Below are 25225 nucleotides of genomic sequence, written 5' to 3'. Positions count from 1 at the left end.
TTTTGAGTTGGATAATTCTCTTCTTCTGCAGCTTACCCCACTTCTAAAGATTTATGCTGTGATTGATGCAGCTTCCAATAGTAACTCTTTCGATCCATTAATTCTTGATGAGAGCCTTCCTCAATAATTCTGCCCTTATCGATCACAAGGATGCGTGTTGCATTTTGAATCGTGGAAAGGCGATGCGCAATTATAAAGGAAGTTCTGCCCGCCAATAAAGTCTCAAGTCCTTTTTGCAAGGCAAGCTCGGTTTCCGTATCGATTGATGATGTAGCCTCATCCAGGATTAAAATTTTCGGATCAGCTAACAGTGCACGGGCAAAGGAGATGAGTTGTCTCTGACCAGTGGAAAGCCTTGTGCCTCTTTCGTTGACCTCTGTTTGATATCTATCTGACAATCCGCTAATAAATGGATGTGCTTGAACCGCTTTCGCCGCTTCGATTACTTCTTCATCTGTAGCATCAAGCCGTCCATACCGAATATTATCCATAATTGTGCCGGAAAAAATAAACGGATCTTGAAGCATGACACCCATTTGCTTCCTGAGAGATGGAATAGTGACCGTGTTAATATCGATATCGTCAATTTCAATTCGTCCTCTGCTTACATCATAAAAACGGCTTAGCAAACTGACGATCGTTGTCTTACCCGAACCAGTTGCCCCGACTAGAGCTATCGTTTCACCAGGATTGACAGAGAAATTAATGTTCTTTAGGATTTGTTCCCCATCTTCATATCCAAAAATAACATCTTTAAATTCTACTTTTCCTTTGATTAAAGGAAGTTCTACAGCATTCGGACGATCTTTGACCGTTGGTTGTTCATCAATCATTTCAAAAATTCGTTCCAAATAGGCTGTTGCATTAATAATCGCATTGTAGAAATTCCCGATATTTGCGATTGGTGCCCAAAACATTCCGATATAGCCGACAAATGCCACCAAAGCCCCAACTGATACGCCATTACCAATCAGCGATATACCAACAACATATATTAATGAGGTTGTCAGTATTGAAATGTTTTCAATCGAAGGCCATAACAGAAACTGAATTCGTACTGCCTTCATCCATGAGCTGCGATAACCTTCAGATACATTATTAAAAATGCGTTTATTTTCTTCTTCTCTCGTAAAAGCTTGAGTCACTTTAATTCCATTGATACTTTCATGAATATAAGCATTCATATTGGATTGTTTGTTACTTAACGTTTGCCATGCCTTTCGCTGGGCATTTTTTATAAGGAGGATTACTGCTGCAAGGATTGGAAAACCCAGCATGGCCATAAGCGTTAACTTTACATCAATGGCTAACATAAAACCGATAATCACGAAAAGACTGAAAAGGTCAGTAATCAAATTAATTAGTCCATTAGATAATAGATCACTTAATGAGTTTACGTAGTTTACGACTCTTACTAAAATCTTCCCATGCGGCCGGCTGTCATAATATGAGAAGGATAGCTTTTGCAAATGGGTAAACAAATCTTTCCTAATATGAAGGATGACACTTTGCCCAATCTGAGACATCATTCTAATCTTAAATTTCATGCAAATTCCGGTTATAAAGAGGGCGATTAAGTAAATTCCGGCCAGACCCCATAAACCAGCAACATCGTTATTTGGAATCTTCTCGTCAATGGCATTTTTAATCAAATAAGGACCGATTAAATTGGCAGAGCTAGCAATCAGCATGATAAAAACGATTAAAAGGATCTTTTTTCTGTAAGGTTTTAAATAAGCAAACATCCGCTTAAGATGAATAAAACTAAACGGGGACTCCAATTCTTCATCTACATCAAATTTATTGCGCGCCATTGAGATATATCACATCCTCACCATCGTGCTTACCATCAAAATTCCCATTTTGGTTCCTAAACACTTTATAGTAATACCCTTTTTTCGCAAGCAGTTCTTTATGCTTTCCTCTTTCAATAATCGTGCCATTTTCCATTACCAGAATTATATCTGCCTCTTTTACAGATGAAATCCGATGAGCGATAATAAAACAGGTTTTCTCCTTTAAAATGGACTTTAATGTTCGTTGGATACGTAGCTCTGTCTCCATATCCACAGCTGATGTTGTATCATCCAGGATCAGGATGGATGGATTTTTTAGAATCGCCCGGGCTAACGCAATCCTTTGTCTTTGACCTCCGGAAAGACCTACCCCCCGTTCCCCAATAATGGTGTCGTATCCTTCTGGGAGCTTGGAAATAAAATCATCGGCCTCTGCCATTTTGGCAGCAGATTGTACTGCGTCTAAGGTAGCTTCTGGGTTCCCGTAGGCAATATTTCCTTCAATTGTATCTGAAAAAAGAAAGACATCCTGCATTACCATTGCCAAGCTATCCCTTAATTTAGCGATATCCCATTCTTTTACATTAAGACCATCGACTCTTACTTCCCCGCTTGTTGCATCATAAAATCTGCTTAAAAGATTGACTAATGTTGATTTTCCTGCACCGGTTGGTCCGATAATACCAACCGTTTGTCCTGGCATCACTTTAAAGCTGATATCCTTTAAAACCGGTTCGTCACCATAGCTAAACGAAACCTGATTAAAATCCACTACCCCATTGATGTGCTTTACATTAAATCTTTTTCCTTCATTTTTGATCTCTGGTTTTGTATTTAACAAATCTTCCACTTTTTCAGCTGAAGCAATAAACCTCTGAACATCATTGATTAACCATCCAGCCATACGCATTGGATTATTTAATGCCCAAATCAGGGAATTAAAAGTCACTAATTCACCTAAAGTAAGGGAATGATTAATGACCATAGTGCCTCCCACTAAAATCATGACAACCGTTAATACTCCCGCTAGTGAATCGAGGACGGGCAGATACTTCTCCCAAACTCTTGCGGAGGCAAGGTTCTTCTCCTTAAAGGCCTCATTTTCTACTGAAAACTTTTCAATCTCGTAATCTTCCTTCGCAAAGGCCTTAACGACTCGATTCCCGCTAATGTTTTCCTGCACTACTGAATTCAGCCTGGCAAACTGGCCCCTGATCGCCGAAAAAGTAGGTTTAACGGTAAAGGATAACCGCGTAGCAAAAAAGCCGATAATTGGCGTGACTGCCAGCATGGCCAATGCTAATAGCGGGTTAATATAAAACATAAACCCAATCGCAAATAGTAAAATGGTAAGGTTTTCAAAAATCATATAAATAACCCAAGCCGTAAAATGCCTTACAGCTTCCATATCACCGGTCATTCGGGCCATAATATCTCCCGTTTTGGTCCGGTCATAAAAACTGAAATCCAACTGGTTAAGCCGGTCATACATCTGCCCTCTTATCGTAAATATGACACCTTGAGAAATAACTTCAAAAATCAATTGATAATTATAGCGGATAATGGTTTTAACTAGAGTTACTATGATCATTGACCCCAAAAGATACCATAATAGACCGTTCTGATGTCCATAAATGACCTTATCAATGATTTTACCCGCGATATATGGATTGATCATATTTAATACGGAAACAACAAGAGCCAAAAGAAGACCAAAAAATAATCTAACACGAGAATTCCTTATATACCCCCATGCCCAACGCATGCTTTGCATGATCGACTTCCTCCTCCCTGAAGAGCTTTTAAACATAAATACATCATATTGTTGAATTTTCCATTATATGTATGGACATAAGTATATTAGGTCCATAGTAAGAGTTTGTTTATTTTTCACCCATGTTTCTTTCACCTCAATTATAAAAATAAAAACATTCATTAACCTATTATAGTGTTATAATTAAAGAATAAAATGTATAATCATAACAAAAAATTGCACAATCCTAACATTTGAGGAGAAAGAAAATGCTCCAATTACTAGCCCCGCCTTTGCCGACTCTTCTAGCGGCAGGTGAACATACCTTCGATATTGGTGAATCACATATAAACCGGAACAACATTGGTGTTTTTGATTTATTAGTGGTTACAAAAGGACAATTACACATGGGTGAAGACTATCATAAATTTCAGGTTTGTGAAGGAAAGACCCTTATCCTCTCCCCAGATCGGCATCATTTTTCAATCTCACCGTGTGATCAAGTTACCCATTTTTTTTGGTTTCATTTCATTACATCGAAAGGATGGAAGGATCTTACCATCTCTAAACCTTTTCATAACAATGAGAAAAAAGCTTTAGAATGCAGAAACGTCTTTTCTGAAAACCCTTTCGGAATAACACTACCTAAATTTTGTCAATTATCCAATCCCGAAGCTGTTGAAAGGCTGTGCTCAAAAATTATTACATCCGAAAATGAATCGATTTACTCCGGGGAATGGCAGCGACAAGTACTCTTTCAACAATTGCTTCAGGAACTTTCAAATCATTTGCACTTAGCTAACTCTATGCCTGCCTTGGCTGTTGCAGAAAAAGCTGCCGTTTATTTGAGAAAGAATTATGCAAAAAAGATTACATATGAGGATCTTGGTCATGCGCTTCGATTCCATCCAAACCATATTGCAAGATGCATGATTCAGGCATTGGGCTGCACACCGATTGAATATGTTAATAAAATTCGAATGGATCAAGCAAAGATCTTACTAGTTTCAACCGATTGGAATATTGATAGAATTTCAGAAAGCTGTGGGTTTACTCAATCCGCCTATTTTAGTAGAACCTTTAAAAAACTAGAGGGTTTATCACCTAATCAGTTTCGAAAACAATATATAGGAAAAATCCCGATAAATAACTCATGATAGTAGAAAAAACGCAATCGTCCGATTTAGCTTCATATTTATAATACTTTAATAAAAAAAGCACCATTATGATCAAGAAAATGATCATAATGGGCTTTCCAAACTACCTTAAAGGAGCAAAATCCTTTATTTCTCCAAGAATTTGTTCAAATTCCAGTAAAACGTCATTACTTAATTCAATATCAACCGCTTTAACATTTTCCTCAATTTGCTGTGGCCGGCTGGCTCCGATAATAGCCGAACTAATACTCGGAAGACGAAGAATCCAAGCAAGTGATAACTGACTTAACGTAACTCCCAATTCACTAGCCAGCTCATTCAACTTTTGCACAGATTCAAGTACATCATTCCTAAAATAGCTATTGATAACCCAGTTGGTCGCATCATTAGCTGCCCGGCTATCTTCTGGTTTTTCAGTATTTGGTTTATATTTCCCCGTTAATATCCCCTGAGCTAATGGTGAAAAGACGATTTGCCCCAGTCCTTTTTCGGTACAAACCGGCAGTATCTCGTTTTCTATATATCTCTCAAGCATATTATAGATGGGCTGATTAGATATTATTGGTCTTAAATAATTGGCCTTTCCAATCCCCACCGCGTTTTCAATTTGTGAGGCACTCCATTCACTTACACCGGCATATAATATTTTCCCTTGCCTGATTAAATCATCTAAAGCATATAAGGTTTCCTCAACGGGCACCTCCGGATCAAAACGGTGACATTGATAAAGATCAATATAATCCAACCCTAAACGTTTTAGGCTGGCATCACATTGTTCCAAGATATGCTTTCTGGAAAGTCCGCGTTCGTTTGGCCCAGCTCCCATTGGGAAAAATAGTTTGGTTGCTACGACGTAACTGCTTCTCGGATAAGCTTTTAATGCCTCGCCCAGCACCTCTTCTGCTTTTCCCCCTTCATACGCGTTAGCAGTATCAAAAAAGTTGATGCCTAGTTCATAGGCTTTATGAATACAATCATATGCGGTTTGGTTGTTAACAGCCTTTCCGTAGGTTAACCAGCTGCCTAAACCAATTTCACTAATCTTTAAACCACTATTTCCAAGTTTTCGATATTTCATTTATCCTTCCTCCTTCTTTAGTTGTTTCATATATTAGGAACTTACAGCTGCAGCTTTTTTATTTACGACTAATACCTTTTTCTCCCATGCCCTGCTCTTCCATCTAAAATACATGACAATCCCTCTAAACCACTCATCTACAATAAAGGCAATCCATACTCCCGCTAAGCCCAGACCAAAATGAATTCCTAAGATATAAGATATTGGAACAGCAAGCCCCCACATAGAGAGAACTCCCATTTTTACGGAAAAAGCGGCATCCCCAGTTGCCCTCAGTGAATTTACTACGATTAAATTGAAGGTCCTGCCTGGTTCAAGAATTAAACATAATAATAATAAAGTACTGCCTGTATGAATAATTTCTTTATTATTTGTAAACAGACTCATTAAGTCTTCTCTGAAAAAAGAAACTAAAATGGAAACTAAAATGGAAATAACAAAACTGGATTTAAGGCTCTTAAATAATTGACGATACGCTCCTTCATAGTCTCCCGCTCCAACACGGTATCCTATTAGGATTTGTGTCCCCTGTCCCATCGCTAATCCAAACAGCATAATAAAGGACATAATATTCCAAGTATAAACACGAGTAGATAAGGCAGCTGCTCCAAGTATAGCTGTAATGGCTGTCATGGCCATTTGGCTGGTATTGTAACTGATTTGTTCCCCGGCAGCTGGGATACCAACTTTTAGGATTTTTTTAATAAGCGGTAAATCGAAATGAAAATAATCTTCTCGTTTAATTCTTATTGGGAGCCGCTTATACATAAGAATAAAGGCAATAATGAGAGCTGACGCCCTGCTAAAAGCAGTTGAAAGGGCTACCCCTTTTACTCCCATTTCAGGGAATCCGAATAAGCCGTAAATAACCAAACTGTTTCCCGCTAAATGGATCACATTCATCATAATCGATACAAACATGGCTTCTCTGGTAAATCCATTTGCCCTAAGAATAGAAGAAACAGTAATTAAGATGGCCTGTAAAAATAAGGTTCCGCCGACAATCGATAGATACTCATAACCTATCGCTGCAATATCATCTTTAAGGTGGAATAACTCTAATAGCTGGCCTTTAAAAATGACCATTAAACAGCTTACAACTAAGCCAATTACCAAATTGATCGATACTGAGACAGCAGCCGCTTGTTTAGCACCTTCCCTCAAGCCGGCCCCTAAATATTGTGAAATAAGTACAGCCGTCCCAGTTGCAGTAAAACTAAATATTAGAATACCAAAAAAGACAAGTTGATTTGCCACTCCGACAGCGGCCACAATATCATCAGAAATATGCGACAGCATGATGGTGTCGGTGCTCCCCATGATCATTTGAAGCAGCAATTCAATAAAAATTGGCCAGGTAATGGCAAGTAAAGTTATTTTTCTATTATTTTGATCAATTGAATTTCCCATTTTTTATCTTCACCTCCTACAGAAAAAGATTCATATCAAAAAGATGATATGAATCTTTTTCTCTCTTTTTTGTAAATGCACTGAATGTCCGTTTTATTTAATTACTTAGGAAGCCCAAGGTTTGGAGTTCCATCCGGATTCCAGGTAAACTCTTTCGCACATGTGTGCCGATTCGGATCATAGAGCGGGTCTCCAACAATCTCTGTATAGTTTCTCACGTGGTAGACAAGGATATCCTTGCTTCCGTCTTCAGAAACTGTAAAGCTGTTATGACCAGGACCGTACTGGCCTGCTTCATAGTTAGTTTTAAATACAGGTTCTGTAGATTTACTCCAGGAGTTTGGATTCATTACATCACTGTCTTCATCCGCAGTTAGTAGTCCCATGCAATAATTTTCGTCGGTAGCACTTCCCGAATAAGAAATGAATATTTTTCCGTTTCTCTTTAAAACCGCTGGTCCTTCATTTACCCAGAAGCCAATCGTTTCCCAATCATATTCTGGTTTTGCAATCATCACTTGCGGTCCTTTGATGGTCCAAGGGTTTTCTAATGGTGCAATGTATAGATTGGAATTACCTCTGATGTTAAGATCCTTTTGAGCCCAAACAAGATATTGTTGACCATTATGCTCAAAAGAGGTAGCATCCAGGGCAAATGATTCCCAATCGGTTTTGATTTGACCCTTTTCTTCCCATTTTCCTTCTAGCGGGTTAGCAGATTTATTTTCAATTACGAACATGCGGTGTTGGAAAAGTCCATCAATAATTTCCTTTGATGGCGCAGCCGCGTAATATATATACCAGCTGCCATTAATGTAATGAATCTCCGGTGCCCAAATCAGTGCGCTCATTGGTCCTGTTTCATGCTTTCTCCAAGCAACCGCGGTTTCTGCATCCGCTATGCCTTGGATTGTTTTTGAACGTCTAACCTCGATACGGTCATATTCAGGAACAGATGCAGTAAAGTAATAGTATCCGTCCGTATGTTTATATACCCATGGATCCGCTCTTTGCTCAATAATCAGATCCTTTGATGTTTTGGCTTCTTCGATTGTTACTTTTACCATCATAATCTCCCCTATAACAAGATGTCGCTATTCTAAATTATTTTGCATCTGCTACCGGAACGCCAAAATTCGGTGTACCATCTTCGTTCCAAGTAAAAATCTGAGCCCGAGTATGGCGATTTGGATCCCATAACGGGTCACCCTCAATATCCCGATAGTTACGAGCATGATAGATAAGAATATCTTGGCTTCCATCTTCAGAAACCGTGAAGCTGTTATGTCCCGGTCCATATTGGCTTGTTTCTTCATTTGTTTGAAACACAGGTGTTTCTGATTTTTTCCAAGATGTTGGGTCTATTAAATCACTATTTTCATCTGTAGTCAGGAGACCCATGCAATAATTGTAATCTGTGGCACTCGCAGAATAGGCGATGAATATTTTTCCGTTTCTCTTTACGACTGCTGCACCTTCGTTCACTAAAAAGCCGATGGTCTCCCAATCATACTCAGGTTTTGTAATCATTACTTGAGGACCTTCAATCGTCCACGGATTCACCATTTTAGCGATGTAAAGATTTGAGTTTCCAACAATTTCAGGGTCTCTTTGTGCCCAAACATAATATCTTTGCCCCTTATGCTCAAAGGTAGTGGCATCAAGCGAAAAGGACTCCCAATCTGTTTTCACTTGCCCCTTTTCTAACCAAGTTCCTTCAAGCGGGTTCTCGGAATCATTTTCAATCACATACATACGATGGTCAAAAATCTCGTCTGCTCTAGCAGCCGCATAATAGATATACCATTTTCCGTCGATGTAATGAATCTCAGGTGCCCAAATATTGGCGCTCATCGGGCCTTCTTCATGCTTTCTCCAAGCAACTATAGGTTCGGCTTCGCCTAATCCCTGAATTGTTGCCGCCCTTCTGACTTCAAGCCGGTCATATTCTGGGACCGATGCTGTGAAATAGTAGTAACCATCTGTATGTTTATATACCCATGGATCGGCACGCTGCTCGACAATGGGATTATTTAATGTTTCAGCCTTTGGCATAATTGATCACCTTTTCCGTTTAATTTCTAACTTTAACTTGATGACTAACTTTGACTACTTCATTTAGAAACTTTAGAGCGGTGAAACGGTCTCTTAGCTGATGAGCTTCGGTTAAACTACGCACCACAAGATCTTCGTCAATTCCCAATTGTCCCGGCATTGTTTCGCCTCCAACTTGTTCTATAAGCTCACGTAGTTGAGAAGCTTTTGGAATAGCCCCGTATACAGCTCTAATTTCTTGAATGTTTTCTTTAATATTTTTCACGATACTATCATCATCAGTTGTTTTAATATTATCCTCTAATTTTGTAAATTCCGAAATTAGTTGGATAAAGTCCCTTTCATATACATCCGCTAGGAGAGAAACCGCCACCCCTACCTTTGCCCCATGAAGGACTTGAGGGCGGTTTTGTCGTAAAAATTCCATCTCCCAATAGTGTGAAAGGTGATGTTCCCCTCCAGAAGCAGGATGGGATTGGCCAAATAATAACATGGCTAAACCGGATTTAATGAGGGCCTCAATGAGGATACGAATGCCTTCTTCATCTACAGCGGCAATTTTATCTGCTTTTTCAACGCATATATCAAGTGCTTCTCTTGTAATTTTTGCAACTAGCGGGCAATATGGCTCACCGACAGTGAGACTTCCAAACTTCCAATCTGCTAGGGATGTATATTTGGCTAACATATCCCCCAATCCTGCTGCAATCATTTTCTTTGGTGCATTTCGTAATACGTGTAAATCAGCAAATACCGCAATTGGCGCCATCATTTGAAAAGTTTGCTTTATTCCTCTAACAATTAATGGTGCTCCCATTGATGTAAAGCCATCGACAGAAGGAGCAGTAGGGACAGAAATGAACGGAATTTTTATCTTAGTACTTGTAAAGCGAGCGATATCATGGATGGTACCAGAACCTACAGCTATAATGACATCAGTATCTTGAGAAGTATCTAACAATGCTTGCACTAAAGACTTTTCGTCCGCCACTACATCATTATTCTCGTCAGGCTTTAATAAACAGGTAGAATAACCAACCTTAGTTGCTGATAAATATTTGGTTAGGTCTGCTCCAGCAACACGAAAAGTATGTTCGTCTGCAATGATGACTGCCTTTTTAAAAGCTTTTCTTTCTAAGTAGACTGCTGCTTCCCTTAATACATTGTTGCCAACTAAAATTGTCTCAATCGGTATCCCATTATGATGATTGCCGCAGTCACAACTGTTTGCTAGACTGATAATTTCTGTTATTACTCTTTCCATTATTGTTCCTCCTGCTCCTTCAAAACTTTACCCTCATTCTTGCTTTACTTAATTGGCTGTTAGCCCGAACTTATATTTTGTTACAGATGTGTAAACTTGGTCTTTTTTAAGGACCCAAGAAGGAAAATTAGGATGGTGGATGGCATCTGGCAGCCCCTGGGTTTCTAAACAAATGCCAAGGTATTTACGGGAAGGAACACCATAAATCTCACCTTCTGACTTTATTTGGTTTCCAGAGTAAACGACTACTCCAGGCTCATCTGTTTCAATTGTCAATGTACGGCCACTCTCGGAATCTTTAAGAATAATTTCCTGGTCATGGTTTGATGTTAGTAAAAAGGGATGATCATACCCATTGCCGGCTAATTGATTTTGAGGATAATTGGAGTCAACCCCGGATTGAATGAATCTATCACTAGTAAAATTAAATGGTGTGCCTTCAACGTCCAGTAGTTTTCCGGTTGGAAGTAATTCATCATTTAATTCTAGGAACTTATCACTCTTAATAGATAGAGAATGGTTGAGAATGTCCCGTTTAATATTTCCACTTAGGTTAAAATAGGAATGATTGGTCATATTTAATAGTGTACTTTCATCCGATAATCCAGAATATTGGATGGTTAGTTCATTATTATTATTGACTGTATAGGTTACCTTTACGTTTAAATTTCCAGGGTAACCTTCCTCTCCATCCGGACTTAGGTATGAAAATTGAACACTTACTTCTTCGTCATTCTCGGTAACGGAGGCATCCCAAATAACTTTATCAAACCCTTTATTCCCCCCATGGAGGTGGTTGTTGTTTTCATTTTTTGCCAGGGTATATTTTTTTCCATCAAGATCAAATGATCCACCCTTTATCCGGCCAGCCACACGTCCTACAACCGTTCCAAAAAAATAACTTCCATTTTGATATTCTTGTAACGTGTCATATCCTAAAACAATATTTTCATAATTCTCTTCTTTGTCCGGAGTCATAATTTTACTAATAATACAACCATAATTGATGCATGTTAGTTCCATACCGTGGTCGTTTACAAGTGTAAATGAATTAACGGTTTGATTGTTTATTTGACCAACCTTCTCTTGGATAACTTTCATATCAATCCTGCCTTTCATTCTTCTATTTTCGCTCGTATTGATAACATTTAAATACAAAAATAGTTCCATCTCCTTTCAATCAGGGGATCAAAAGGAGATGGAATAAGCATGAGTTACTTGCGTTTAGCTAAACGGATTACATTCCAAGATAATTTAGGCAGTACAGCTGTTACTCCGCCATTATCAGCCTTAGCATTTCCGTTAGAATGAGGTGCAACAGGTGTACCTTTAGCGGAATTGGTTTGCTTGATATCATCATTTTCAAGTACGATATGCTCTACTACTTGGTAACCTTCGAAGTTACGTATGTCGACAGCTAACTCTAAACCTTCTTGAAGGTGACGGTTTACAGCAAAGATGGTTAATGTTTCATGTTCTTCGTTGTAAACAGCAGTTGACTCTAAATATGGAACATCAGTGAAATCTTTACTATCATACTTAGGGCTTGAAATGATTGGATTTAATGATACACCACGGCCAAAAACAGAAGTATGCATATACGGATAGAAAATCGTTTGCTTCCAAGCAGGTCCGTTATCTTCTGTCATAATGGGCGCAATTACGTTTACCAATTGAGCAAGACAGGCAATTTTCACACGATCGGCATGCTTTAATAAAGTAATCAGCATACAGCCTACTAATAAAGCATCTTCAAAGTTATAGATATCTTCTAACTGTGGCGGTGCAATACTCCAAGGTTCAATTAGTTTATCCTGCTCTCTGCTGTGATACCAAACATTCCATTCGTCAAATGATAGATTGATATTCTTTTTGCCGCGTTTTTTAGCTTTAATGTAGTCGGCAATTGAAATGACAGATTTAATAAAGTCATCCATTTCTAAAGAAAGAGCTAAATAGTTAGAAATTTCATTATCATGGTTGCCGTAATATTGGTGAAGCGAAATAAATTCGACATGATCATAGGTATGGTCTAGGACAGTTGCTTCCCAATCTGTAAATGTAGGCATATTTCGATGTGAACTTCCGCATGCAACAAGCTCGATCGTAGGATCAACCCACTTCATTACTTTTGCCGCTTCTTGAGCAAGGCGGCCATATTCAGCAGCCGTCTTGTGACCGATCTGCCATGGACCATCCATTTCGTTACCTAAACACCAAGTCTTAATGGTATAAGGATCGTTTACTCCATGGGATTTTCGTAGATCGCTATAGTAAGAGCCGCCGGGATGGTTACAATACTCGACTAAATTTCGAGCAGCATCAATCCCGCGTGTTCCGAGGTTAACGGCCATGTTTACATCCGCGTTTACCAGCTGGGCCCATTTCATGAACTCATTTGTTCCCATTTCGTTAGTTTCGGTTGTACGCCAAGCCAATTCTAATCGACGTGGGCGATTTTCAAGAGGACCTACTCCATCTTCCCAGTTATAGCCTGAAACAAAATTTCCGCCTGGGTAGCGAACAAGGGGAACCTGAAGTTCTTTTACCATTTCAATTACATCTTGACGGAATCCATTTTCGTCAGCTTGAGGATGTCCTGGCTCATAAATCCCGCCATATACTGCACGACCCAAATGTTCAATAAAAGAGCCGTATATACGATTATCAATCTCGGATACTTTAAAATCTTTCTCTAAGATCATCTTTGCCTTTTTGGCAGCCATTGTTATTCTTCCTCTCATATCCTGCTACATACAATCATGCAAGCAAATAGATATATTATCAAAATAATTTAATAGTAGAGATTACCGACTAACTAACCTTTTCCCATTTCGGTTTACCAGCAAATGGACAGCTTTTGTTTTTAAACTTGGCTCGATAGCGGACAATACATCCACTATGAGCGCAAGTCGTACCGTATTGAAAGGAAGGACAGTTTTCACAAATTTTTAATCTTGCTTCGTAGACTTCATCCGATACAATAACAGAGCCATCTTCCTCAGCCTCTTTTACGAGTTCATCGATGACATCTTCTGTTACAATTACACTTTCGATGCAGCCTTTGCATAGACTTTTTTCACTCACTGTAATTTCCCGCCTTCTTAGTTATTCAATAACTAATGTAACAACAGACATTGCTGGAAGTTTGATCGCCAATTTGTTGTTTTCCACAGTTACATCCGTAAATTCAACTGGCTTAACCACTTCTGGCTGTTCAAATGTATTGTGAGCATTCATATTGTCGGCTGTAATAATCGTACCTGAAACGTTTGTCACTGCTGCCTGAACGCCGCGAAGATCTAGATCCAAAACAGCTTCATTTTGGTGATCAATATTACAAAAGCTGATATGAACCTTACCTTCAGTATTTTTTGATGCAGATACAGTTACTTGTGGTAATGTTTCTCCATTGTACTCATATGAGCCAAATGAAGAATCAACAGCCAAAAGTTCTGCGTCCTGGTGGACCTTGTACATATCAAATACATGATAGGTAGGAGTAAGAATCATTTTTTCGCCTTCTGTTAAAATCATGGCCTGAAGTACATTGACAGTTTGGGCAATGTTCGTCATCTGAACACGGTCACTATGATTATGGAAGATGTTAAAGTGCAATCCTGCCACTAACGCATCACGGATTGTATTTTGTTGATATAAGAATCCTGGATTTGTTCCTGGCTCTACATCAAACCATGTTCCCCATTCATCTATTATCATGCCGATACGTTTTTGAGGATCATATTTATCCATGATGGTGCTGTGTTTTGTGATTAACTCATCCATATGAAGTGCTTTTTTCATGGTAATAAACCATTCATCTTCCGGAAAATCAATAGCAGATCCTTTACCCAGCCAGAAATCTCCTGGAATGGTGTAATAGTGAAGGCTTAGCCCATCCATTAACCAGTGGGCATTTTTCATTAACACTTCTGTCCAATTATAATCATCGACATTGGCTCCGCCGGCAATTTTATAAATTTTATTATCACCATAGTTTCTTACATATGTTTGATAACGACGATATAGGTCGGCATAATATTCAGGTCGCATGTTACCACCGCAGCCCCAGTTTTCGTTACCTACGCCGAAATATTTTAATTCCCATGGCTCATCATGACCATTCTCACGGCGCCAGTTAGCCATTGGTGATTCGCCTTCAAATGTCATGTATTCAACCCATTCGGACATCTCTTGAACAGTACCACTCCCCACATTTCCGCAAATATAAGGCTCACACTCTAGCAATTCACAAAGAAGCATAAATTCGTGGGTTCCAAAGTGGTTGTTTTCTACAACGCCGCCCCAATGGGTATTAACCATGCGCTTGCGGTTTTCCTTAGGACCAATGCCATCCTTCCAGTGGTATTCATCGGCGAAACATCCGCCCGGCCAGCGGAGGACTGGAACCATAATGTTCTTTAATGCTGCTAACACATCATTACGAATACCCTTTGTATTTGGGATGGAAGAATCTTCACCAACCCAAATGCCTTCATAAATGCATCTTCCAAGGTGTTCTGCAAAATGGCCATAGATATTTTTATTGATTTTTCCTTTTTGAATATCCGTGTTGATAATTACATTATTCGCCAACATTAACGCCTCCATTTTTTAGATTGATAGAATTTAAAAGGAGTCCACAACTCTTGTATTATTGGTTTATTAAAAGAAATTTATAGACGGTCTTGGATTTTGTTTATGATGCTATCAGGGGAAAATCCATATTCTTTAGCAATCCTAGAAATGTATGTGTCAACTTAATAGCAGGACTATTATTTTTCTAATAGCCCTGCTTATTATAGTTAAAAAGATTACTTAATTAGTGCCACTTATTAACGAAAAATAACGTCATTCCAACGGATTTCGTTATTGAATGCATGAGTGTTTGTGTCTTTATTAATAACTAGGTACTCGATTCCAGCTAGTTCAGCAAAATCTCTAAGCTGCTCAGTTGTTACATTATAAGAGAAGCCAGTATGGTGCGCCCCGCCCGCTTGGATCCAGTTTTCAACCGCTTGGCTTAATGATGGCTGAGTCTCCCATAATACCCGTGCAACAGGAAGTTTTGGCATATCTTTTTCCGGCTGTACAGCATCCACTTCATTAACAAGCAGACGGAAACGGTGTCCAAGGTCAACAATGGTTGCATTTAGGGCAGAGCCGCCTCTTCCATCAAACACGATTCGAGCAGGATCTTCCTTACCGCCAATTCCAAGTGGATGAACCTCGATTTTTGGACGTGTTGCTGAAATGGTTGGGCAAACCTCAAGCATATGGGCACCAAGGACCATTTCTTTACCTGGCTCAAAATGATACGTGTAATCTTCCATGAAGGAAGTTCCTTCATTACCCGCAATAATTTTCATCAATCTAACAAGAGCAGCTGTTTTCCAGTCACCTTCACCAGCAAAACCATAGCCCTGTTCCATTAAACGCTGTACAGCTAAACCAGGTAGCTGACGCATACCATGTAAATCTTCAAAAGTAGTTGTGAATGCAGTATAACCGCCTTCAGTTAAGAATGCTTTCATACCAAGTTCAACTCTAGCTTGATAACGGATGGAATCCCGAACTGGACTATCAGTAAGTCCTTCTTGAGTAATATCGTATTGCTCTTCGTATTCAGCCATTAACTGGTCAATTTCTTGTTCAGTTACATCGTTCATGCGTTGAACGAGGTCACCTACTCCGTAACCGTTTACTGTCCAGCCAAACTTGATTTGCGCTTCTACCTTATCACCATCTGTTACCGCTACTTGGCGCATATTATCACCAAATCTTGCAACCTTAAGGTTTTTGCTTTCCTCAAATGCTACTGCTGTTCTCATCCAGCTGCCAACACGTTCTCTTACTTCTGGATTTTCCCAATGACCAACTACAACCTTACGTTTTACATTCATTCGTGCTGCGATGAATCCATGTTCACGGTCACCATGTGCAGCCTGATTCAAGTTCATGAAATCCATATCGATTGAATCCCAAGGAATATCACGGTTAAATTGTGTAGCTAAATGCAGATAAGGCTTTTGTAGTGCAGAAAGACCTGCAATCCACATTTTTGATGGTGAGAATGTGTGCATCCAAGTAATGATACCCGCACAATTTTCAGCAGCATTTGCTTCTAGAATCAATTTGCGAATTGAATCAGAATCTTTTACTACTGATTTAAAAATCAACTTATAAGTTACTGCAGAATCATCAGCCAACCCGTTTACGATGGTTTTTGAGTTTTCCTCAACTTGACGTAGTACATCTTCTCCGTATAATAATTGACTTCCTGTTACAAACCAGAATTCATAAGCTTTTGTTGTTAACAAGATAATTCCTCCTAAGTAAATGCAAGATATTTTTATAGCAATAATTAATTAGTAATCTATAACCAGTTATCCGTACAAGTTATCTCTGATTAAAGCGGTTGCTTTCCTCTAAGTCTACTTTTGTCCGTAATAGGCATTTGCACCATGCTTGCGAAGATAATGTTTATCAAGCAAGAATTGGTCAATAGGTTTAATTTGCGGGTTTAGGATATAAGTGTTTAACGCCATTTTGGCCACTTCTTCTAAAACTACAGCATTGTGAACTGCTTGGTTTGCGTTTGTCCCCCAGCTAAATGGAGCATGACCTGATAATAAAATTCCAGGCATTGCAACAGGGTCAAGTCCTACTTTTTCAAATGTTTCTATAATGACATTTCCTGTTTCAAGCTCGTATCCCCGTTCAATTTCCTCTTTAGTCAGGGTGCGTGTACATGGAATTTCTCCGTAAAAATAATCCGCATGTGTTGTTCCAAGTGCTGGAATTGGACGCCCTGCTTGAGCCCAGCTTGTAGCCCCTGGAGAATGTGTATGAACAATTCCGCCGATTAGCGGGAGTGCCCGATATAAAGCAAGATGTGTTGGTGTATCTGAAGAAGGTCTTAATGACCCTTCAACAATATTTCCATCTAAATCTAAGACAACAAGATCATCAATTTGTAACTCATCATACGGAACACCACTTGGTTTGATAACCACAAGACCTGTTTCACGGTCAATCCCGCTCACATTTCCCCAAGTAAAAGTAACCAAACCATGTTCTGGAAGTTGTAAATTAGCTTCCAATACTTCTCTTTTCAATCTTTCTAACATACTGCTTCTTCCTCCTTCTTCTCTAAGGAGCTTTCCTTTTTAATCTTTTTCAACGTTTTCATGACATTGTTTTCGCCACGGCCAAAGTAGTCGTAAAGGCGTGCATATTCATTGAAAAGTTGATCGTAAGCCCCTGCATTATCTTTAATTGGCTGATAGATATAATCTTTTACTCTTCCCATATCTTTGGCTGCATCTGTAATATGATCGTAACCGCCGCGCTCTTTTCCAGCTGCAACTGCTCCGAACATCGCAGAACCAAGGGCTGGAGTCTGTGAAGAAGCTGAGATTTTAATATCCATATTTAATACATCCGCATAAATTTGCATCATCATCGCATTTTTCTCAGCAATTCCGCCTGCAGCGTATACCTCATTTACTGGTACACCATTGTTACGGAAGGTCTCAACGATCATCCGGGTACCATAAGCAGTTGCTTCAATTAATGCACGATAGATTTCTTCTGGCTTTGTTAAAAGAGTAGCACCAAGAAGAACACCAGTTAGATCCGCATCTACAAGGGTTGAGCGATTGCCGTTCCACCAATCTAACGCAAGAAGACCGCTTTCACCAACTTGTAATTGGCTTGCCTTATCTGTTAATAGTTGATGAATGTTAACCCCTTTTTCTTTTGCTTCTTCATGATAGCTCGCTGGAACACAATTCTCAGTTAACCATTCGAAGTGGTCACCCACACAAGATTGACCTGCCTCATAACCCATAAACCCAGGGATTACACCATCCTCAACTACACCACACATACCTGGAACAATTTTCTCTTCTTCTCCCAACAAAATGTGACAAGTAGAGGTTCCCATGATCATTAATAATTTACCGGGTTCCGTGATCCCAACGGCAGGAACTGCTACGTGTGCGTCAACATTAGCAACTGCAACGGCTGTACCAGGATTTAAACCGGTTAGCTTTGCAGCCTTTTCAGTGATTTCCCCTGCTTTTGATCCAATTGGAACAATCTTTGTGGAGAGTTTATCTTCCACCACATTTTCCAATCGTGGGTCAAGTGCTTTGAAAAATTCATTGGATGGATAACCATCTTGCTTATGCCAAATCGCTTTATAGCCAGCCGTACAACTATTTCTTTTAATCGCTCCAGTTAACTCAGAGATAACCCAATCAGTCGCCTCTAAGATTTGGTTTGCAGCATCGTATATTTCAGGTGCTTCATTTAAGATTTGCCATACTTTTGGGAAAAGCCATTCAGAAGAAATCTTGCCGCCATAACGCTGTAAGAACTGTTCTCCGCGGGCTTCAGCGATTTCATTTAAGCGATTTGCTTCATCTTGTGCCGCGTGATGTTTCCAAAGTTTCACATAACTATGAGGGTGGTTGCTAAACTCCTCTTTGAAGCATAATGGTGTACCATTAGCATCAATTGGCAGGACCGTACAAGCAGTAAAATCAATTCCTAATCCAATAACATCATCTTTAGAAACTTGTGCTTGCTTTAATACTTCTGGAATAGTAATCGCTAAAACTTCAAGATAGTCTGCCGGATGCTGTAATGCCCAGTCATGTTCTAACTTTGTTGTTCCATTCGGTAAGAATTCATCCATTACACCATGGGTATAGGGTTTTACAGCAGTCGCTACTTCTTTGCCTGTTCCTACTTCAACAAGTACAGCTCTTCCTGATTGTGTACCATAGTCGACACCAATCGAATACTTAGCCATCAAAATCACCTGTCCTTTATAAGAATACGTTTACAAAAACTAATTTAAAGGGCTTTCATTTTACGATTTAATTCAATGAAAATATTATTCTTTTTTAAGTATTTATCATACGTACAAGATTGCGACGAATTGATGATAATATTATCATTAATACTTACAAGTTATTCGAATAACTCTAACTTGTACGTATAACCTTAATTAGATTTTACCATCTATCTTATTTTTTTCAATGGTATTTTAAAAATTAATTCAAGTTTTCTGGTCCACTAGTAATACGGACACGATTAAGATCAAATGCTTTTACCTTCATGTTATTATCTCGTTCCAATTAGTCATAAACTAAAATACTTTTAAGACATTCCTATTAAACTATTTTTCAATCCGTTTTTTTCCCCAAATTACGGTACCCTCTTGATTCATCCCAGTGAACACCAAGCTTCCATTCCAATTCTCCCAATCCCAGCCTGGAATAACCTTTACCGTATATTTCCAAAAATCTTTCGGGGCCACTCCGGGGTCATAGATTGACAGTTCTAAGGTGTTCTTTCCTGTTAACTTCCAACTACTTTTATCATTATGTCCCTTTATTTTTCCATTTGGTAATAGGTGAAGCTTCTTGGAATTTTGCATACCTTCATCAAAACGGTTGAGAATAATTTGCTCCCAGTTTCCAATGATATTGGACTCTGTGATTTTTTGCTCTGTTTCTCCTGCATACCGTTCAGGAGAAACAACAGGCCAGCCATCCTCTGTCCAGAACATTTTTCTTACATGTAAATGGGACCAATACTTATCCTCACCAGCCCTGGCATTGTGAATGAGGTAAAAATCATCGCCATCTTGCAGCAAGCCATTGTGTCCCGTTCCGATCCAGCCAGGATCTTTCCCAAAGGAATAAGCACCAACAAGTTTATTACCAGTATCAAAGGAATCATCACCAATGTCGATCATGTTGTTTTCGTTATAATCTAAAAAGGGTCCTGTTATGCTTTTAGATCGAGCGACTCTTACATTGTACGAATCTTCTAACCAATCATAAGAAACAGTTAAATAATAATAACCAGTATTTTGGTTATAGATGATTTCTGGCCCTTCAATACCAAAATTCATGTCCTTTCTTTGGGCGATCAGCGTACCTTCATCATCAGGATTTGCTAATTTTCCCGTATTCTTATCGACCTTTGTAATGAAAATTCCGCCGAAATAAGAACCATATACCATCCATGGATGTCCCTGTTCATCAAATGTAAGATCTGGATCGATCGCATTGACGGTATTGGCATCACCTTCTTTTGATTTAAAAACAGCACCCTCGTCCTTCCATAGTCCTTCAATTGTGTCACTTGTCGCAAGTCCAATGTAAGAGTTCCTTTTCCCCACTTCAGAGACAGAATAATATAAATAATATTTATTGTTCATCTCAACCACGGTGGGTGCCCAGAAGGTAGTCCCATGTGTCCACTCCCACGCCTCTTTAGAAACTTGGTCAAAAACACGGCCAACAAATTCCCAATGGATTAAATCCTTGGATTTTCTAATTTGGATCCCGGGAATAGGAGGTGCCCCCACCATATAATCCGTTGAAAACACATAATACCAGTCATTGGTCTTTAAAATGGCCCCATCATGAGTAAAATTAGTTGTCCACTCCTTTTCTTTATACATGACATCACTATTAACATTTTTAATCGGTGATGTTGCAGGCGGAGTTGGCAAATCAATCCCTATTAAATCACCATTCCGTTGTTGTAAGTGTTGATAACTTAAGCTAGCTAGGATCATAACCACCAATAGAAGTGAACCTATCAGTATAAATTTTGTCTTCTTTTTCATTATTTTTTCTCCTAGATTGATTGAACCAAATAAGTAATCTTAAAATTCATTTATACCTATAACAAAAGGCACTTATCAGAAAAATATGATGATAAGTGCCTTTACTCATTCGTTCTATTAAACTATAAAAATGAATTATAAATGCACCAGTAATTGATTTAGTTGTATTATCCTTTTACTCCAGAGATGGCAATTGATTCGATAATTTGCTTTTGGAATACAATAAATACAATTAACATCGGCAATAATGCAATCATCGATGCTGCCATAATAAGAGGGTAATCACTCTGAATGGCATATGATGCATTAAAGTTTGCAATAACGAGTTGCAATGTTTGTTTCTCTGGTGAGTTCAAATAAAGAATTGGACCGAGGTAGTCATTCCAAATTCCCATGAACCATAAAATTAACTGGGCAGCAACTGCCGGTTTTATGAGCGGAAAGATAATCTTGTAAAAGATTTGAAAATACGAACATCCATCAATCTTGGCCGCTTCAATAATTGAATTTGGTATACTGCTTAAAAATTGTCGTAAAAAGAAAATCATAAATATGTTACCAAACAGTCCCGGTACGATTAGAGGTAGTAAACTATCAATCCAGCCGATTTTCGAAAACATGATGAATTGCGGAATCATAACAACTGGGTAAGGAATCATAACCGATGCAAACAATAGCATGAAGATTTTATTCTTACCATTAAACTGTAATTTTGCGAAAGCAAAGGCTGCTAAGCTGGATGTAAATGTTCCAATCACAGTAACAGTGATTGCGACAATTAAACTATTTCCAATACCAGATAGCAGTGGGCCCATACTCCAAATTTCGGAGTATTTACTAAATGAAATTTCATTAGGAATCCATACTGGCGGTAAGGCAAATACATCTTCTTTCGTCTTAATAGATGTTGAAAACATCCATAACAATGGTGCTACCATAAAGATTGCACCTAGACTTAGTAAGGCAAATACTACTGTATTAGTAATTCGATTTTTTTTCTTTTCAGACATAGGTTCTGATTTAACCGACTTTTTATTTGCAACTGCAACTTCCATTTTTCAAGCCCCTTTCTATTACTCTGATATTCACCTATATTAATCCAAATCAAATGAATTTTTTTCATTTATCTTAAACTGGATTAGGGTAATAATAAAGATGAAAAGTCCCAGTACCAAGGCCATTGCAGATGCATAACCTAATTGGAAGTTACCAAATGCTTTTTGCCAAATGTAGAATACAACAGATGCTGAGCTATATTCAGGTCCACCAGTAGGTGTCATGACGTTAATCTCAGTAAAGATTTGGGCACCGCCAATAATATTCGTTACAATAATAAAGAAGGTTACTGGTTTCACCATTGGCAGGGTGATATGCCAAAATGCTTGGAATGCGTTCGCGCCATCCAATTTAGCTGCTTCATAAAAGGATTTCGGCACACTTTGAAGTGCTGCTAAATAGAGCAACATCGTATATCCTAGTCCCTTCCAGACAGCCATAATGATCAAGGCAGGTTTGACAGTAGATGTATTTTGGAGCCAGTTAGGACCTTCAATGCCAATAAGGCCTAAAAATTGGTTAACTAATCCATAATCACCATTGTAAGCCCATTGCCATAAAATGGAGATCGCAGCAATCGATGAAATAACCGGAATGTAGTAGATAACTCTAAATGTATTGGTTCCAGGGATTCCTTTATTTAACGCTAATGCTAGTAATAACGCTAGGACAATCCCGATTGGAATTCCAATCATCATAAAAATCGTGTTATACATTGATTTATAAAAATATTCATCTTGGAATAAATTCTTAAAGTTTTCTAGACCAATAAAGTTCATTTGTCCCAGACCGTTCCAGTCGGTAAAGGCTCCATAAAGCGAATAAAGTAAAGGAACCATTGCGAACAAGAGGAATCCTATAACTGGCGCTGCAATAAATAGGTACGCATATCTCTGTTCAGTTCGATAGAGCTTCGATGTCGTTTTCAACTTCCCCCACCCTTTCAATAAGCATTTAAATACTACATTTCCCTTTCTCTAAATTTCTTTTTACAAAAAAGTTAGATAAAAGGAATAAATGGTGCTAGATTCTTTTTAATAAACTAGCACCATTTACACTATGTCTGAGAGTTTTTTTACTTCTTAGTTGATTGTTTTTCTTGTTGGATTGCTGCGTCTAAAAGCTTTTGCATTTTTGGTTGTTCTTTTTTTACAAACTCAGCAGCAGTTTGCTTGCCGTCAAGTACAGGTTGAATATTCTTATAGAATTCATCATACCATTCACCAGTATAGGTAGATTCTGCAGGCCAGTCTCGGCCATAATCATTGATGATTTCTAAGAATTCTTGTTTATTTGCTGGCTTAATAGAAGAATCATTAGCCCATTCTTCAGCAACTTTCACACTATTTGGAAGCTGCACTTGTGCATCAACTAATGCTTGTTGTCCTTCTTGGTCAGCAGATAGGTACATTGCTAATTCAGCAGCTTCTTTCGGATGCTTTGTAGTAGCGCCTACACCAATTCCAAGTGAACCGATCCATGCAGATGTTTTTCCAGTTGAACCAGCTGGCCATGGTATTAAATCATAGTCAAACTTTAATTGTTCTGCATATGTTGCCATATCCCAAGGACCAACAGGGAAGAAAGCTAATTCACCCTTCATCCATCTTTGATACGTATCAAGAGTTTGTGCTTCAGAAATAGATGGAGTAATTTTGTGTACGTTTTGTTGATCTGCAAACCATTGTAATGCTTCAATGAATTTAGGATCATCTATAGCAACTTTTGTTTTTGTTTCATCCAACCAATCTGCTCCATTACTCCAAACAAATGGTGCTAATGACCATTGAACGTTAAAACCAGTAGCAAATTGATCAGATTTTCCATCGCCATTTGTATCTTGAGTTAATTTTTTCGATACATCAATAAATTCATCCCAAGTATATGGTTTATCTTTGTCAGGTAGTGGAATACCTGCTTTTTCAAACATGTCTTTATTGTAACCTAGTGCAAATCCACTAAGATCTTTTGGTAATCCATAGATAGCACCTTTACCATTTGTTTTACCATCATAACGGTATTTATTAATACCTTTTTCCCAAATATCCTCTAATTTAACATCTTTTGAGCCTTCAACATATTTTGTGATATCTTGTAGAATACCAGAGTTTACATATGCTTTTACTTGAGCTGGATTATAGAAGAAAACATCTGGAATTTTGTGTCCTGCAATCGCTGCCTTTAATTTCGTATCATATTGGTCAGGAGCAACAGAGACAACATTAACTTTTACATCCTTATGAGATTGTTCGAATTTCTTAACAGTAGCTTTATAAGCGTCCAACTCTTTAGGCTGACCACGGAACATAAAGGTAAGTTCAGTTTTACCGCCGCTCTTTCCATCGCCTGAGCTTGAGTTTGAACAACCTGCGAGAATTGAACTGATGACCATAATCGCAAGCAACATCATTGTACCTAGCTTTTTAGATGCTTTAAACAAGTAAATCCCTCCAATAAAATTGATATACTAACTTAGAAGAGCAATTAAACAGAAGCATTGTAAGCGCAAACAGTTTACTAAAAAAATTAAAACATAATTGCAGTGATTGGTAAGTAATTCTATTAACCTATTTAGTTTAGATGTACGGATATGTCTGCGATTACATAAAAATCCCTCCTAAAAAAACTCAATTATTTAAATTAACCAAGTCTCGTCTATAATTTCTGGGTCTTTTTTCTCGTTTCCAGTGAAAATTTGAAAGCGTATTCTCTATAGTTCAAATAGTAATATACCTGTTCGTACATGTCAATCATTTTAATGTTAAAAAATAAATTTATGTACGGACGTGTCTTAAATCTTATTTTGGTATAGGTACAAGTATAGTTCAAAATTTTGGTACAACTTTTATACAGTCGTTCAAATATCTTCTATAATATTTAGCGTGGCTAATAAAACACCTATATCCAGCTATTTTTCCAGTTGGTTTGTTAAAATTCCTAATTAATTGTCCACAATTTGGATGTGTCGCTAATAATTAATTTGTAGAGTAAGAAACTGATTT

19 protein-coding genes are annotated in these 25225 nt (G+C 38.4%); 1 reads left to right on the top strand and 18 read right to left on the bottom strand.

All coding sequences use genetic code 11. The annotated features are described in order from the left end of the window. Positions 1–32: 32 nt before the first annotated feature. Entirely contained in the window at positions 33–1814 is a 1782-nt protein-coding gene (locus tag J7E63_RS10285) for an ABC transporter ATP-binding protein (RefSeq protein WP_215011661.1), read from the bottom strand. Next, positions 1801–3570: an ABC transporter ATP-binding protein gene (locus J7E63_RS10280; protein WP_215011659.1), complete on the bottom strand. Its 1770-nt coding sequence runs from the start codon at positions 3568–3570 to the stop codon at positions 1801–1803. Before J7E63_RS10280 ends, J7E63_RS10285 begins: the two co-directional genes overlap by 14 nt. Positions 3571–3818: 248 nt before the next feature. Between J7E63_RS10280 and J7E63_RS10275 the strand changes: the two genes are divergently transcribed. Beyond that, on the top strand, positions 3819–4706 hold the full coding sequence (locus tag J7E63_RS10275) for a helix-turn-helix transcriptional regulator (RefSeq protein ID WP_215011657.1): 888 nt from the start codon (positions 3819–3821) through the stop codon (positions 4704–4706). Positions 4707–4809: 103 nt separating this feature from the next. Here the strand turns inward: J7E63_RS10275 and J7E63_RS10270 are convergent, their stop codons facing one another. The 16 genes from J7E63_RS10270 to J7E63_RS10195 form a co-directional block, all read right to left on the bottom strand. Next, positions 4810–5784 (bottom strand): aldo/keto reductase family protein, encoded by a 975-nt coding sequence (locus J7E63_RS10270; RefSeq protein WP_215011655.1) that lies wholly within the window; start codon positions 5782–5784, stop codon positions 4810–4812. A gap of 33 nt (positions 5785–5817) precedes the next feature. Next, on the bottom strand, positions 5818–7194 hold the full coding sequence (locus J7E63_RS10265) for an MATE family efflux transporter (RefSeq protein WP_215011653.1): 1377 nt from the start codon (positions 7192–7194) through the stop codon (positions 5818–5820). 101 nt (positions 7195–7295) lie between these two features. Beyond that, positions 7296–8264, bottom strand: a complete 969-nt coding sequence (locus J7E63_RS10260; RefSeq protein WP_251033473.1) for a glycoside hydrolase family 43 protein — start codon at positions 8262–8264, stop codon at positions 7296–7298. A gap of 34 nt (positions 8265–8298) precedes the next feature. After that, the gene (locus tag J7E63_RS10255) at positions 8299–9249 is read right to left on the bottom strand and encodes a glycoside hydrolase family 43 protein (RefSeq protein WP_215011651.1); all 951 of its coding nucleotides are present in this window, start codon (positions 9247–9249) and stop codon (positions 8299–8301) included. 19 nt (positions 9250–9268) lie between these two features. Further along, complete coding sequence (locus tag J7E63_RS10250; protein ID WP_215011649.1) at positions 9269–10513, bottom strand: sn-glycerol-1-phosphate dehydrogenase; 1245 nt, start codon at positions 10511–10513, stop codon at positions 9269–9271. 48 nt (positions 10514–10561) lie between these two features. After that, positions 10562–11614, bottom strand: a complete 1053-nt coding sequence (locus J7E63_RS10245; RefSeq protein ID WP_215011744.1) for an aldose epimerase family protein — start codon at positions 11612–11614, stop codon at positions 10562–10564. Positions 11615–11727: 113 nt separating this feature from the next. Beyond that, a complete protein-coding gene (gene arfA / locus J7E63_RS10240) occupies positions 11728–13239 on the bottom strand; it encodes an arabinosylfuranosidase ArfA (protein ID WP_215011647.1) in 1512 nt (503 codons plus the stop codon). 88 nt (positions 13240–13327) lie between these two features. Further along, a complete protein-coding gene (locus J7E63_RS10235; protein WP_214716536.1) occupies positions 13328–13600 on the bottom strand; it encodes a DUF6171 family protein in 273 nt (90 codons plus the stop codon). A gap of 21 nt (positions 13601–13621) precedes the next feature. Beyond that, on the bottom strand, positions 13622–15112 hold the full coding sequence (locus J7E63_RS10230; protein WP_251033472.1) for an alpha-N-arabinofuranosidase: 1491 nt from the start codon (positions 15110–15112) through the stop codon (positions 13622–13624). Positions 15113–15348: 236 nt separating this feature from the next. Next, positions 15349–16833, bottom strand: coding sequence for an L-arabinose isomerase (gene araA, locus J7E63_RS10225; protein WP_215011645.1), 1485 nt, complete (start codon positions 16831–16833; stop codon positions 15349–15351). A 114-nt stretch (positions 16834–16947) separates the two neighbouring features. Beyond that, positions 16948–17643: an L-ribulose-5-phosphate 4-epimerase gene (gene araD, locus J7E63_RS10220; RefSeq protein WP_215011643.1), complete on the bottom strand. Its 696-nt coding sequence runs from the start codon at positions 17641–17643 to the stop codon at positions 16948–16950. Further along, positions 17637–19334, bottom strand: coding sequence for a ribulokinase (gene araB, locus J7E63_RS10215; protein WP_215011641.1), 1698 nt, complete (start codon positions 19332–19334; stop codon positions 17637–17639). Before araB ends, araD begins: the two co-directional genes overlap by 7 nt. Before the next feature lie 369 nt (positions 19335–19703). Further along, the gene (locus J7E63_RS10210) at positions 19704–21167 is read right to left on the bottom strand and encodes an arabinan endo-1,5-alpha-L-arabinosidase (RefSeq protein ID WP_215011640.1); all 1464 of its coding nucleotides are present in this window, start codon (positions 21165–21167) and stop codon (positions 19704–19706) included. A gap of 167 nt (positions 21168–21334) precedes the next feature. After that, positions 21335–22177 carry a carbohydrate ABC transporter permease gene (locus tag J7E63_RS10205; protein WP_215011740.1) on the bottom strand — a complete coding sequence of 281 codons (843 nt, stop codon included), beginning with the start codon at positions 22175–22177 and terminating at the stop codon, positions 21335–21337. A gap of 84 nt (positions 22178–22261) precedes the next feature. After that, a complete protein-coding gene (locus J7E63_RS10200) occupies positions 22262–23152 on the bottom strand; it encodes a carbohydrate ABC transporter permease (RefSeq protein WP_214716526.1) in 891 nt (296 codons plus the stop codon). A 146-nt stretch (positions 23153–23298) separates the two neighbouring features. Next, a complete protein-coding gene (locus J7E63_RS10195; RefSeq protein WP_215011738.1) occupies positions 23299–24633 on the bottom strand; it encodes an ABC transporter substrate-binding protein in 1335 nt (444 codons plus the stop codon). Positions 24634–25225: the final 592 nt, after the last annotated feature.

This window comes from Bacillus sp. ISL-75 (assembly GCF_018613095.1).
Note: the sequence above shows the minus strand (reverse complement) of the source record. Positions and strands in the feature narration are given on the sequence as shown.

Excerpts from the sequence above, each read along its gene's own strand:
- J7E63_RS10285 (WP_215011661.1), bottom strand. The coding sequence starts at position 1,814 with ATGGCGCGCAATAAATTTGATGTAGATGAAGAATTGGAGTCCCCGTTT.
- J7E63_RS10280 (WP_215011659.1), bottom strand. The coding sequence starts at position 3,570 with ATGCAAAGCATGCGTTGGGCATGGGGGTATATAAGGAATTCTCGTGTT.
- J7E63_RS10275 (WP_215011657.1), top strand. The coding sequence starts at position 3,819 with ATGCTCCAATTACTAGCCCCGCCTTTGCCGACTCTTCTAGCGGCAGGT.
- J7E63_RS10270 (WP_215011655.1), bottom strand. The coding sequence starts at position 5,784 with ATGAAATATCGAAAACTTGGAAATAGTGGTTTAAAGATTAGTGAAATT.
- J7E63_RS10265 (WP_215011653.1), bottom strand. The coding sequence starts at position 7,194 with ATGGGAAATTCAATTGATCAAAATAATAGAAAAATAACTTTACTTGCC.
- J7E63_RS10260 (WP_251033473.1), bottom strand. The coding sequence starts at position 8,264 with ATGATGGTAAAAGTAACAATCGAAGAAGCCAAAACATCAAAGGATCTG.
- J7E63_RS10255 (WP_215011651.1), bottom strand. The coding sequence starts at position 9,249 with ATGCCAAAGGCTGAAACATTAAATAATCCCATTGTCGAGCAGCGTGCC.
- J7E63_RS10250 (WP_215011649.1), bottom strand. The coding sequence starts at position 10,513 with ATGGAAAGAGTAATAACAGAAATTATCAGTCTAGCAAACAGTTGTGAC.
- J7E63_RS10245 (WP_215011744.1), bottom strand. The coding sequence starts at position 11,614 with ATGAAAGTTATCCAAGAGAAGGTTGGTCAAATAAACAATCAAACCGTT.
- arfA (WP_215011647.1), bottom strand. The coding sequence starts at position 13,239 with ATGGCTGCCAAAAAGGCAAAGATGATCTTAGAGAAAGATTTTAAAGTA.
- J7E63_RS10230 (WP_251033472.1), bottom strand. The coding sequence starts at position 15,112 with ATGTTGGCGAATAATGTAATTATCAACACGGATATTCAAAAAGGAAAA.
- araD (WP_215011643.1), bottom strand. The coding sequence starts at position 17,643 with ATGTTAGAAAGATTGAAAAGAGAAGTATTGGAAGCTAATTTACAACTT.
- araB (WP_215011641.1), bottom strand. The coding sequence starts at position 19,334 with ATGGCTAAGTATTCGATTGGTGTCGACTATGGTACACAATCAGGAAGA.
- J7E63_RS10210 (WP_215011640.1), bottom strand. The coding sequence starts at position 21,167 with ATGAAAAAGAAGACAAAATTTATACTGATAGGTTCACTTCTATTGGTG.
- J7E63_RS10205 (WP_215011740.1), bottom strand. The coding sequence starts at position 22,177 with ATGTCTGAAAAGAAAAAAAATCGAATTACTAATACAGTAGTATTTGCC.
- J7E63_RS10195 (WP_215011738.1), bottom strand. The coding sequence starts at position 24,633 with ATGATGTTGCTTGCGATTATGGTCATCAGTTCAATTCTCGCAGGTTGT.